The organism is Bradyrhizobium sp. INPA03-11B (assembly GCF_040446015.1).
Taxonomy (GTDB): Bacteria; Pseudomonadota; Alphaproteobacteria; order Rhizobiales; family Xanthobacteraceae; genus Bradyrhizobium; species Bradyrhizobium macuxiense_A.
Genome location: NZ_JASGSR010000058.1, coordinates 1 through 12200, shown reverse-complemented (window position 1 = coordinate 12200; position 12200 = coordinate 1). Strand labels below are relative to the sequence as shown.

Sequence of the window (12200 nt, the reverse complement as noted above, 5' to 3'; positions counted from 1 at the left end):
TGACCATGTTTGCCCGGCAGTTTTTTCCTAGTGGATGGTAAATCCTAAGCTTCCGTTAACCATTATTACCTTAGCGTTGACGGCATTGGGGCGCGTGTGCGCCGGCGGCATTTGTATCGCGTCTTCAGGCCAAAGCTGGGGCAAATCGCGTTCGCATCCTTCTGTTGAAGCGGGCGGACGATGGCGGACGAGGAAAAGACGGATAGCGGCGAAGGCGCGGCCGCTCCGAAGAAGGGCAAGCTCAAGCTGATCATTGCCGTCGTCGGCTTCCTCGTCGTGCTCGGCGCGGGCGCGGGCGGATGGTTCTTCTTCATGCGCGGCCACGGCGAGGAGCAGCACGCCGAAGCGCCGCCGCCGAAGCCGCCGAGCTTCGTCGACGTGCCGGACATGCTGGTCAACCTGGTCGGCGCACCCGGCGAACGCGTGCAATATCTCAAGCTGAAGCTCGTGCTCGAGATCAAGGAAGAGAAGCAGGTCGAGGCGATCAAGCCGGCGCTGCCGCGCGTCACCGATCTGTTCCAGACCTATATGCGCGAGCTGCGCCCGAGCGACCTCAACGGCTCGGCCGGCCTGTTCCGCCTCAAGGAGGAGCTGACCAAGCGCGTCAACCTCGCGGTGGCGCCCAACCAGGTCAACGCGGTGCTGTTCAAGGAAGTCGTGATCCAGTGACGGGGTGGATGTAAAGCCATGGCCGGCAACGACCAGATGGACCAGGACGCCATTGCGGCCCAATGGGAAGCCTCGCTCGATTCCGAGGATCCCGCGGCGGCTGCGGCGGAAGCTGCCAAGAACGAGCTCACCGAGAACATGGCGCTGCAATGGGCCGCCATGGTTGAGGACGGCAGCCGCGACTTCGGCAGCAAGAGCACCAATGGCGAGCGCGTGCTGTCGCAGGAGGAGATCGACAATCTCCTCGGCTTCACGGTGGGCGACGTCAGCCTCGACGACCATTCCGGCATCCGCGCCATCATCGATTCCGCGATGGTGTCCTACGAGCGTCTGCCGATGCTCGAAATCGTGTTCGACCGCCTGGTGCGGTTGATGACGACATCGTTGCGCAATTTCACCTCCGACAACGTCGAGGTCTCGCTCGACCGCATCACCTCGGTGCGGTTCGGAGACTACATGAACTCGATCCCGCTGCCGGCGGTGCTCTCGGTGTTCAAGGCGGAGGAGTGGGAGAATTTTGGCCTCGCGATGGTCGACTCCAATCTGATCTATTCGATGATCGACGTGCTGCTCGGCGGCCGCCGCGGCCAGACCCAACTCAAGATCGAGGGCCGGCCCTACACCACGATCGAGACCAATCTGGTGAAGCGGCTGGTCGAGGTGGTGCTGTCGGATGCCGAGCAGGCGTTCCGGCCGCTGTCGCCGGTGACCTTCACGATCGACCGGCTCGAGACCAATCCGCGCTTTGCCGCGATCAGCCGCCCGGCCAACGCCGCGATCCTGGTCCGCCTGCGCATCGACATGGAAGACCGCGGCGGCAATGTCGAATTGCTGCTGCCCTACGCCACCATCGAACCGATCCGCAACGTGCTGTTGCAGATGTTCATGGGCGAAAAATTCGGCCGCGACCCGATCTGGGAAGGTCATTTCGCGACCGAAGTGGCGCAGGCCGAGATCTCGGTCGATGCAGTGCTGTACGAGGCCGACATCCCGCTGAAGGAGCTGATGAAGCTCAAGGTCGGCGACACGCTGCCGCTGGACATCCGCTCCGACGCGCTGGTCTCGGTGCGTTGCGGCAACGTCACCCTGACGGAAGGCCGCATGGGCCGCGTCGGCGACCGTGTCGCGATCCGCGTCACCAAGAATTTGCGTAAACCCCAAACCACCTTCGCGATGTTCGAGAAGGCGGACGAGCGGACCAAGATGATGGAGGCACCATGAGTCATGTGCTTGGACTAGCGATCGAGAGTCTGGTGGCCGTGCTGCTGATGTTGACCATCGGCTATTGCTGGCTGCTCAACAAGCGCCTGCAGCGGCTGAAGGCGGACGAGCATTCGCTGAAGGCGACGATCGCCGAATTGATCACCGCGACCGAGATCGCCGAGCGGGCGATCGGCGGGTTGAAGCACGCGGTGCGCGACGTCAACGAGAACCTCGGCAACCAGCTCGATGCGGCGACGCAGATGTCGGCGCTGCTGAAGACCCAGCTCGCCGAAGGCGACGGCGTGGTTCGCCGCCTGTCCAAGATCGCGGCGGCCGCGCGGCCGCCGGAGCCCGCGCGCGCACCGGCGCAGCCAGCCGCGCCCGCCGCCCCGGTGGCGCCGGCGCCGAGGGTTTCCGCCGCACGCGCGGTTGCCGCGGCGGCTGAAGCCTTCACCGAGCGCAGGAGGGCGGGCGGCCTCGCTGCATGAAGTTGCTTCGTGACATCAGAGTGATGCCCGTGGTGCTGGTCGCGATCTTCGGCCTGATGGTGCTGAAGGTCGCGGGCCTTGTGCTCGATGGCGGTTACGTGTTTGCCGACGACTCGCCGCCGGCCAGTCCGGCCGGCCCGTCCTGGGCGCAGCAGAATTTCAACTTCCCCGGCGCCGGCAAGGCGGTCGTCGACAGCAAGAACAGGCCCGATCCCGGCGACATCACGGGATCGGTCGAGAACAAGGACGCCAAGAAGGACGACAAGAAGGAAGAGGCCCCGAAGCCGGCGGCGCCGGCCGCGGAGCCGTCCAAGCCCGACGGCGTGGTGGTTAATCTGGATGCGCCGGCGCCGGTGTCGGCGTCCGAACGCGCGATCCTGGAACGGTTGCAGTCACGCCGCCAGGAGCTCGAGACGCGCGCCCGCGAGGTCGAGATCCGCGAGAGCCTGCTGAAGGCCGCTGAGAAGCGCATCGAGGCCAAGGTCGAGGAGGCCAGGGCCAACGATGCCAAGGCGAACGCCGACGCTGCGGCCAAGGCGGAAGCTGACGCCGCGCGCTTCAAGGGCATCGTCACCATGTACGAGAACATGAAGCCGAAGGACGCTGCCAAGGTGTTCGATCGCCTGGAGATGAACGTGCTCTACCAGATCGCCTCGCAGATCCAGCCGCGCAAGATGTCCGACATCCTGGGCTTGATGCAGCCCGAAGCCGCCGAGCGGCTCACGGTCGAACTCGCCCGCCGCGCCGGCGGCGACAAGTCGGCATCGACAGACGATCTCCCCAAGATCGAAGGCAAGATGCTTGCGCCGAAGACGAATTGACGGGGCCTGATCGAGGGGCCCGTCAATTGCCTGGTGTCTCGGCAGCTTCAGCCGTAAGCCGGATCCGGCCTCAGATCAGGTTGCCTGCATTTCATCCAGACGATCGCGATCACCGTTGCGCACATGAACGGACCAACGGGTACGAGCACGAACGGGAAAGCGTAGCCTAATACGACGATGACGCTGAGACCGATACGGATGGCTCGCCGATTGGCGACCGGCGAGCCCTGATCGAGGTCAGCCTTCATCAGGAAGACTAGCGCCATCGCCAGGATCGGAAGATCGTAGATGACGAAGTAGGGAGACATCAGCGGCGTTGCCGCAAGCAGGCTGGCTGCTTGAAGGGCGAAGCTGACGTTGCGGCGCCATAGCACGACCACCCAAACCAGCGCGGCTGCCGCGACGGCCATATGGAGCGACCAAGCCAGTCCGTAACCAAGGCCGGCAACCCGCAGCAGGCCATAAACACTCGACAGATTGTACCAGGCGACCCCTCCACCAGCCTGAAGCCGCGTCGAAACAGTCGTTGCCCCTTCGACGAATGCCTTGAACGTATCCCAGCCGAAGCTCGCTCCGGTGAGCAGCGTGAGAGCCAGCGTTGCCAAAGCTGCGCTGATGATGACGTTCCAACGCCTGGTCGCGATCAACACGAAGGGAAGAAGGACACCGAATTGAGGTTTGAAGACGAGCAGCGCGATCAGAAAGCCACTGAGGAGCGGGCGCCTGTCCAGCGTCAGCAGGACGCCACCGAGCAGCGCTGAGGCAAGCAGCCCGGTTTGGCCGTGAAACACATCATAGAAGACTGGCGGGGTCGCGAGCGCCAGCAGCAGGGCGCCAGGGCGTGGCCGGATGGCGTAGATGACAAGGAGCCAGCACGACAGTTTTGCCGCGCTCCAAACCCAAAACGCGGTCGGAAACGGCAGCAGTGCGAGGGGCGCCAGGACCAGGAGAAACACTGGCGGATAAAAGAACGGCAGTGGAATCTGATCGTAGGGATAGCGGAGTTGATCGATCGGCGGCATCCGAAGGAGAAGCTGCTGATGCAGTTGCTCCCAGTCGTAGGCCGCGGCCGCGTGGCCATCGAGCGCCAACGTGCCCGCGCCCCAAAAACATGAAAAATCGAACCCGGGGCCCTCGCCGTTACCACTCACGAACGGCAAGACCGCAAAAGAGATCAGGAGAGCACAGGCAATTGCCTGCGCCGGGTCGTCTCCTGCAAAAGCATTCCGGCGTGCGACGTCGTTCATAACTTTGGTTTGAAAAGAGCTTAAATCAATCAATAGTCGAATTTATCATTGCGTTTCCGGGCCAGGCAAGGCCGGGCATTCCCGGGCTGCTTCGGAGAGTTAATTCTGGATCTGAGATCAGCGCGATCGGCCGCTCGGCAATCGGGTGAGCGAATGCGGAACCAGGCGCATACGCCGCGCCCCCGAAAATGCGGTCGATAGGTTTACGTTAACAGCTCCTTAACGCCGCCCGATCCAAGATCGGGGCGCGTGGGCGAGGGCGCTTCGCGCTGGTATGGCTGAGGTCCCGAGAAAACGTTTCGAGATGGCGCGAACGGCTGCCGCTGGAACATGGTCGCTAGGCCGCGCCTGGGCGCGGACCGCGCGTCTATGCCTGCTCGCCACCGGCCTTGCTCTGACGACCCTCACATTTTCGACGGTGGCGCATGCCGACGACCCGGTGCCGGGCGAGGCGACATTCTCGGCCGCGAACGGCTATGCAAGGCTGGTGCTGAAGCTGAAGGAGGATGTCGAGTCGGAGGTCACGACCGCCGGTTCGATCATCGTGATCCGCTTCAAGCGTCCGGTTGATATTTCGGTCGAGAAGCTGGGCGATGCGGTGCCGGATTATGTCGGCGCCGCGCGCCGCGATCCGGACGGCTCGGCGATCCGCCTGTCGCTGGCGCGCCGCGTTACCGTCAACACCATGACCGCCGGCGAGCGCATCTTCATCGACTTCCTGCCCGACGGCTGGACCGGCCCGCCGCCGTCGCTGCCGCAGGACGTGATCCGCGAACTGGCGGAGCGCGCCCGCGCCGCCGAGCGCTTGCTGCGCATCCAGCGCGCCGCCGATGCCGCCAAGAAGAAGCCGCCGATCCGCGTTCGCGCCCTGGTGCAGCCGACCTTCGTCCGCTTCGTGTTCGAGGTTCCGGACGGGGTCAGCGTCTCCTCGGTGCTGAACGAGCAGAAGCTGACGCTGTCCTTCAACTCGGTCCTGAGCTTCGACCTTGCCGATGCCAAGGTCGCCGCCCCGCCGAACGTCGCGTCGATCAGCTCGCGGGCCGATACGGACACCTCGGCGGTCGATGTGACCTTGATCGGCGATGTCGACGTGCATTCGTTCCGCGACGAGAAGAACTACATCGTCGATGTCGCTTTCCAGCAGAGCGAGCAGCAGCCGGCGGCAAAACCCTCGCTGAGTTCGTTGTTGCCGACGCCGCGTGGCAAGAAGGGCGCAGCGGCGATCGCGCCGGTGACATCGGAAAGCATCGCGCGGCAGGCCAAGATCGAGATCCGGCCCGATCAACCCAAAGCGGAGCCGCCGAAAGCCGAGCAGGCCACATCCGAGCAGATCAGGTCTGAGCCGGCGCAGCCCGAGCCGGTCAAGCCCGAGCAGGCCACGACCGAACAACCGGCCGCCGCGCCCGCGAAAACCGAGCAGCCGAGATCGGAGCTACCCGGTCCGGAACTTCCGAAGATCGCGGCTGCACCGGCGGCCGACGCCGAGAACGCGACTGCACCGTCCGTGCCGCGCGAGGGCGGCGCAGGTGTCGCGGCAGAGCAGAACAAGGCGCCCGTCAGCGAAGCGCCGAAGCCTGCGCCCGCCATCGCGGCGGCGCCGGCGATGGAGACGCCGAAGCCCACTGCTGCGCCATCGCAGGCTGCTGAAGCCCGCGCCGGCGCCAAGTCCAGTGCCAAGTCCTCGGTCGACGCCCAGCGCGACAGCGACGGCCTTCGCGTGGCGTTCTCATTCCCCGGCCCGACGCCGGCGGCACTGTTCCGCCGCGCCGACACGGTGTGGATGGTGTTCGATACACCGGAGGCGATCGATGTCGATCCGATCCGCGCCAAGGGCGGCTCGCTGATAGCCGATGTCAGCCGGATCGCGCTGGAGAAGGGGCAGGCGGTGCGCTTCCGCCTCAACCGGCCGCAGATGCCGTCGCTCGAAAGCGACGACCGCTCGCGCGGCGTGAGCTGGACGCTGACCTTTGCCGACCGTGTGCAGAAGCCGCCATTGCCGCTGTCGGTGGTGCGCAACATCAGCGAGCCGTCGCTTGCCAATGTCAGCGTGCCGCTCGCCAATCCCGGCCAGCTCCACAAACTGGTCGATCCCGATGCCGGCGATACGCTCTGGGTGGTGACCTCGCCGCCGCCGACCCGCGGCATCATCAAGCGGCAGGATTTTGTCGAGCTCTCGCTGCTGGAATCGATCCACGGCGTCGTGGTTCATCCGAACGCCGACGACGTCAAGGCCGAGGTCGGCGCCGACAGGGTGATGCTGGGCCGGCCCGGCGGCCTGACGCTGTCGTCGGCCGATGTCGCCGCCGAGCGCGCGACCGCGGCGGTGAAGCCGCTGTTCGATCCGGACGAGTGGCGCAAGAACCAGTCGGAGAATTTCCTCAAGCAGCTCGACGGCCTGATTGCGGCGGCTTCGACGGCCAATGCCGAACAGCTGCCGCAGGCGCGGCTCGATCTCGCCGAGTTCTACATGGCGCGCGGCATGTACCAGGAAGCCCATGGTGTCGCCAACCTGATCCTGTCCGAGAGCAAGCGTGGCAGCGAGACGGCGTCGGTGGTGATGGTGCACGCGGTCGCCAGCATCCTGATCGGCCACCCCGAACGCGGCCTGAAGGATCTCGCCAATCCCGTGATCGGCAACGGCTACGATTCCCAATTGTGGAAGGGGCTGGCGTTCGCCCGCGAAGGCAAATGGGCCGAGGCGCGCGAAAAATTCAAGAATGCCGAGTTCTCGGTCGCGACGCTGCCACCCGACCTGCAGCGCATCGTCACGATGGATTCGATGAAGGCCTCGCTCGAGGTCAAGGATTATGCCGGCGCCGCGCGGCGCAAGAGCGATCTCGACGTGGTCGGCGTCCCCGACGAGCTCAAGCCCGCGGTCGCGGTGCTGCGCGGCCGGCTCGCCGAAGCGCTCGGCCAGGAAAAGGATGCGCTCGACGCCTACCGCTTCGCCGCCAATTCGGCCGACCGCCAGGCCGCCGCCGAGGGCAAGCTGCTCGAGACGCTGCTCAAGCAGAAGCGCGGCGAGCTTGGCCGCGACGATGTGCTGAAGGAACTCGAGCTGTTGTCGATGCTGTGGCGCGGCGACAATATCGAATTGAAGACGCTCTATGTGCTGTCGAAGATCTATGCCGAGACCGCGCGTTACGCCGACGCCTTCGCGGTGACGCGTGCCGCGACCCGGCTGCAGCCGAACGCACCGGAATCACGGCAGGCGCAGGACGCCGCCTCGGCGCTGTTCGTGCAGCTTTATCTCGGCCCCAAGGGCGACGAGATGGCGCCGATCGATGCACTCGGCACATTCTATGAATATCGCGAACTGACGCCGATCGGTCGCCGTGGCGACGAGATGATCCGCCGTCTCGCCGACCGCCTCGTCGGCGTCGATCTGCTCGACCAGGCCGCCGACCTCCTGCAATACCAGGTCGACAAGCGGCTGGAAGGCGCGGCGCGTGCGCAGGTCGCCGCGCGGCTTGCGATGGTCTATCTGATGAACCGCAAGCCCGACCGCGCCATCGGCGCGCTGCGCTCGACCCGGATCGCGGACCTCTCCGGCGAACTGCGCCAGCAGCGGCTGCTGCTCGAAGCGCGCGCGCAGAGCGACGTCGGGCGGCACGACCTCGCGCTCGACATCATCTCGAACATCACCGGGCGCGAGGCGATCCGGCTGCGCTCCGACATCTACTGGGCCTCGCGGCACTGGCGCGAATCGTCCGAGCAGATCGAGCTCTATTACGGCGATCGCTGGCGCGACTTCACTCCGCTCAATCCGAGCGAGAAGGCCGACGTCATCCGCGCCGTGGTCGGCTACGCGCTCGCCGAGGACGCCATCGGGCTATCCCGGTTCCGCGAGAAATACGCGCCGCTGATGTCCGGCGATGCCGACAAGCTCGCGTTCGACGCGGCCAGCAAGCCGGTCGCGACTTCGAGCGCGGAGTTCGCCCAGATCGCGCGGATGGCCGCAAGCGTCGACACGCTGGACGGCTTCATCCGCGAGATGAAGACCCGCTTCCCCGACGCCACCGCTCGCGCGCCGCTGCCCGATCCGGTGTCGACCGGATCGGTGCCCGACATGCCGAAGGCCGCGCCGGTGGGCGCGCTGCCGGCGATCAAGGGCGAGCGCCGCGCCAGCGCGTCGCCCTAGCTAGCGGTGCCGGCCTTACGGCCCTGGTGACACCCACGCGGTCGAAATGACTCCCTTGGCGTCGAGCGCGATGCGCCAATGCGACGCGCCGTTCTCATGCCTCACGCTGTAGACATCCTCGCCTTGGGCCCCGACGCCGAGGAAACGCGTGGACTCGATCGCGCCCCAATCCTCGAAGCTGCGCTGCATGTTCGGCAGGTGCTCGCGGGTCGCTGCGGCGAGCGCGGGGGTCATGTCGTCGTAGTTAGGGTGCCCTGATGTCACCGATTCGAACAGGCGGTGCAGCGCAGCTTCAGTCCCCGGGGCTGCCGATTGATTTTTCACGCGCTCGGTCGTGCGGGTGGCGATCTGCTGCGCGGCCGCGGCGTCGATCCGTGGCATCAGCTTGTCGCCGTTTTGATGCAGGATCAGCGACGTGACCTGACCATCGGCGCCGGTGACGAAGCTGATCTGCGCGTTGACCTCCTTGGCGAAAAACTCGGTCCGGCTTTCAGCAAAGAACGGCACGGCACGCTGGCCGGTGAGCTGGATGGAAAGGTGCTGGCCGTCGCGCGTCACGCTGAGGACGGCCTGCTCGCTGAGCTGGTAGTATCCGGCATAACGATCGAGAACCGCCGTCGCGACTGCGATCTCTTGCCGCACGGCATCCGGCGGCGGCTGCGGGACGGGAGCCGCCACGTCAGACGCTGCGCCGGCCGCCTGGATTCGCGCCGCCAGCGTGTTCCAGTCACGCTGGCCGAACAACCTGGCGATCAGCTCCAGGCTGTCGCTTTGGGTGAGGGGGATCGATTTGGCGCCGAGGGCTTCGCGCAGCGTCTGCGCCATGGCCTTGGCATCACGGAAGTCGCGCATGGAATGGTCCTTTGCATCGACGAACGGAAAGCGTCAGGGGCTTGCGTTGCTGACCCGTTCGCGCGGGCAAAGGAAGCCTGAAACATGGCTTGATACGTTCACCGTCCCCGGGCGGGGTGCAAGCGGCGGGTGGTATCGACCCGGGCTGAATGTTCGCCGCAGACCCGCAATTTGTCAATTGCAACAGCCCGTGATCGCCTGCGTCCTCTCGACATCCTGCCGTCAAATCGGCAACCATGGCTGAAGTCGCCAGCTGGGAGGACGTCGTCACATGAGCAAGCCGATCAAGACCGAAGCCGAACTCATCGCGATGGCGCGTGCCGAGTTGAAGGTACATGCCGATTGCCCCGACGGCATGGACATCTCGGTGCTGCGCGACGGCGACAGCTGGGAGTTCCGCGCCAGCGCCAATGAGGCCACGGTGGCGAAGCCCGGCTATCCCGAATGCGTCGCGATGCTGGTGCAGATCGGCGACCACCTCAGCAAGCAATATGATGTGAAAGGTTAGCAGCTGCTGCGAAGCGGGAGGATCGATGGACCGCATCGACGCCATGAAGGTCTTCGTCGCCGCGGTCGACGAGGGCAGCCTTGCCGGCGCGGGGCGGAAGCTGCGGCGCTCGCCGGCGGCGGTCAGCCGGGCGATCGCGTTCCTTGAGCATCACGTGGGCGCTGAGCTGCTTCATCGTACCACGCGTTCGCTGAAGCTGAGCGACGCCGGTGAGCGCTATGCGTCGGCGTGCCGGCGCATCCTGAGCGAACTCGATGAAGCCGACATCTCGGCCGGCGGTGAGCGGGCCGCGCCGCACGGCACGCTGACCATCACTGCGCCCATTGTCGTGGGCGAGGACGTGCTGCGGCCAGTGCTCGATGCCTTCATGATCGAACATCCGGCGGTGACCGTGCGCCTCGTGATGCTCGATCGCACGGTCAACCTGATCGACGAGGGCGTCGACGTTGCGTTGCGCATCGCTCATCTCGCCGATTCCAATTTCATCGCGATCAAGCTCGGCGAGGTGCGCCGCGTGGTCGCGGCCTCGCCAGGGTATCTTGCGCAGCATCCGGTGATCCGCGAGCCGGCCGATCTGGCGAAACAGCAGATCATCGCGATGACGCATTTCGGGCTGGACTCCTGGAGTTTTCCGCCGGCCGCGAAGTCGAAGATCGCGCGCGCGGTCCAGTTCACGCCACGGCTGGTCGTCAACACTGTGCGGGCGGCGGTTGCGTCGGCCGGCGAGGGCTACGGCGTCACGCGGCTGTTCTCGTATCATATCGCCGAGGAAATCCGCGACGGACGGCTGCAGATCCTGCTCGCCGGTGACGAACCCCCGCCGTTGCCGGTGCATCTCCTGGCGCCGCAGGGCCGCTTCGACGTGCCGAAGGTGCGCGCCTTCGTCGATTTCGCCGGCCCGCGGCTGAAACGCTACTTCGAGCGGCTGTCGCGCGAGGCCAGCAAGGCCAATGCCAAAGCGCGGCGAAGCTGACGCGACGAAGCTGAATCGTCATCGCGGTCTGATTTCCTGTTTGAGCATGATCTCCGCGCAAGCGTTGCGCGTTTGTCGCGCCGGAAGGCCGCTTCGGACTTTTCCCGGCGATGCTCAGTCGTTCGCGCCGCGGAAGAGTGTCTGCCGAATAGCGGGCATTCGCGCGGAAAGCGGATGTATCTAGTTTGCTCTCCATCGAAGCGGCGCTGGGTCGCTTCAGCAACGGATGGAGAGAAATCATGGGTGCAGAGCAGAAAGTTGCCATCATCACCGGCGCGTCGCAGGGCCTCGGCGAGGCGATCGTGAAGGGCTATCGCGACCGCAATTGGCGCGTCGTCGCCAATTCCCGCAGCATCAAGCCATCGTCGGACTCGGACATCCTGACTGTGCCGGGCGACATCGGCGATCCCGAGGTTGCCGAGCGCATCGTCAAGCAGGCGCTTGGGCGCTTCGGCCGTATCGACACGCTGGTCAACAATGCCGGCATCTTCGTCGCCAAGCCGTTCACCGATCACACCGACCAGGATTACGCCGCGGTGCTGGCGACCAATCTCAACGGCTTCTTCTACATCACCCGTCGCGTCGCCAAGGAGATGGTGAAGCAGGGATCCGGGCACATCGTGCAGATCACGACCAGCCTGGTCGATCATGCCAACAGCAACGTACCCTCGGTACTGGCCTCGCTGACCAAGGGCGGTCTGGCCGCCGCAACCAAGTCGCTCGCGATCGAATACGCCGCCAAGGGCATCCGCGTGAATGCGGTGGCGCCCGGCGTGATCAAGACCCCGATGCACGCGCCCGAGACGCACGACTACCTCGCCAAGCTGCATCCGGTCGGGCGGATGGGCGAGATGAAGGACATCGCCGATGCCGTGCTGTTCCTGGAAGGCGCGGGCTTCGTCACCGGCGAGATCCTGCATGTCGACGGCGGCCAGAGCGCCGGGCATTAGGGACAGGTGAGTGTGATGCCTATCGTCACCATCCAGGTCACGCGTGAGGGGACGGCGCCGGGTGCGTCGTCCACCACGCCGGAACAGAAGGCCGCGCTGATCAAGGGTGCCAGCGAGCTGCTGCGCGATGTGCTCGGCAAGCCCATGGAATCGACCTTCGTCGTGATCGAGGAAGTCGACACCGACAATTGGGGCTGGGGCGGGCTGCCTGCGCTCGAGTATCGCAAGAAGCTTGCGGCTGAACGGAGCCACTGACGTCCCACGAGAGAGTTCACCCCTTGTATCTGCACGAGCATGATTTGTGCGATGGAAGCGACTTAGCGCCTTGGCCGGTGGCTGCCGGCCAAG

Annotated in this window: 11 protein-coding genes; 9 read left to right on the top strand and 2 right to left on the bottom strand. The window is 65.4% G+C overall.

All coding sequences use genetic code 11. The features are described from left to right. The first annotated feature begins 180 nt into the window (after positions 1 to 180). Genes fliL through QMZ05_RS23355 form a run of 4 tightly spaced genes read left to right on the top strand, consistent with a single transcriptional unit; the run spans position 181 to position 3181 of the window. A complete protein-coding gene (gene fliL, locus QMZ05_RS23370; protein WP_050424161.1) occupies positions 181 to 669 on the top strand; it encodes a flagellar basal body-associated protein FliL in 489 nt (162 codons plus the stop codon). 18 nt (positions 670 to 687) lie between these two features. Then, positions 688 to 1890 (top strand): flagellar motor switch protein FliM, encoded by a 1203-nt coding sequence (fliM, locus tag QMZ05_RS23365; RefSeq protein ID WP_353702873.1) that lies wholly within the window; start codon positions 688 to 690, stop codon positions 1888 to 1890. Further along, positions 1887 to 2360 (top strand): DUF6468 domain-containing protein, encoded by a 474-nt coding sequence (locus QMZ05_RS23360; RefSeq protein WP_353702872.1) that lies wholly within the window; start codon positions 1887 to 1889, stop codon positions 2358 to 2360. Before fliM ends, QMZ05_RS23360 begins: the two co-directional genes overlap by 4 nt. Further along, a complete protein-coding gene (locus QMZ05_RS23355; protein WP_353702871.1) occupies positions 2357 to 3181 on the top strand; it encodes a flagellar protein FlbB in 825 nt (274 codons plus the stop codon). Before QMZ05_RS23360 ends, QMZ05_RS23355 begins: the two co-directional genes overlap by 4 nt. 47 nt (positions 3182 to 3228) lie before the next feature. Here the strand turns inward: QMZ05_RS23355 and QMZ05_RS23350 are convergent, their stop codons facing one another. Continuing rightward, positions 3229 to 4428 carry a glycosyltransferase family 87 protein gene (locus QMZ05_RS23350; protein ID WP_353702870.1) on the bottom strand — a complete coding sequence of 400 codons (1200 nt, stop codon included), beginning with the start codon at positions 4426 to 4428 and terminating at the stop codon, positions 3229 to 3231. A gap of 304 nt (positions 4429 to 4732) precedes the next feature. On the opposite strand from QMZ05_RS23350, the gene QMZ05_RS23345 reads away from it, so the two are divergent. Next, positions 4733 to 8569 (top strand): tetratricopeptide repeat protein, encoded by a 3837-nt coding sequence (locus QMZ05_RS23345; RefSeq protein ID WP_353702869.1) that lies wholly within the window; start codon positions 4733 to 4735, stop codon positions 8567 to 8569. A 15-nt stretch (positions 8570 to 8584) separates the two neighbouring features. Here QMZ05_RS23345 and QMZ05_RS23340 read toward each other — a convergent pair whose 3' ends face one another. Further along, positions 8585 to 9421, bottom strand: coding sequence for a glyoxalase superfamily protein (locus tag QMZ05_RS23340; protein ID WP_353702868.1), 837 nt, complete (start codon positions 9419 to 9421; stop codon positions 8585 to 8587). 271 nt (positions 9422 to 9692) lie between these two features. Between QMZ05_RS23340 and QMZ05_RS23335 the strand changes: the two genes are divergently transcribed. The 4 genes from QMZ05_RS23335 (at position 9693) to QMZ05_RS23320 (ending at position 12107) form a co-directional block, all read left to right on the top strand. Beyond that, entirely contained in the window at positions 9693 to 9929 is a 237-nt protein-coding gene (locus QMZ05_RS23335) for a hypothetical protein (protein WP_353702867.1), read from the top strand. A gap of 25 nt (positions 9930 to 9954) precedes the next feature. Then, positions 9955 to 10902, top strand: coding sequence for a LysR family transcriptional regulator (locus QMZ05_RS23330; protein WP_353702866.1), 948 nt, complete (start codon positions 9955 to 9957; stop codon positions 10900 to 10902). Positions 10903 to 11141: 239 nt separating this feature from the next. After that, the gene (locus QMZ05_RS23325) at positions 11142 to 11852 is read left to right on the top strand and encodes an SDR family oxidoreductase (RefSeq protein ID WP_353702865.1); all 711 of its coding nucleotides are present in this window, start codon (positions 11142 to 11144) and stop codon (positions 11850 to 11852) included. A 15-nt stretch (positions 11853 to 11867) separates the two neighbouring features. Continuing rightward, entirely contained in the window at positions 11868 to 12107 is a 240-nt protein-coding gene (locus QMZ05_RS23320; RefSeq protein WP_353702864.1) for a 4-oxalocrotonate tautomerase family protein, read from the top strand. Positions 12108 to 12200: the final 93 nt, after the last annotated feature.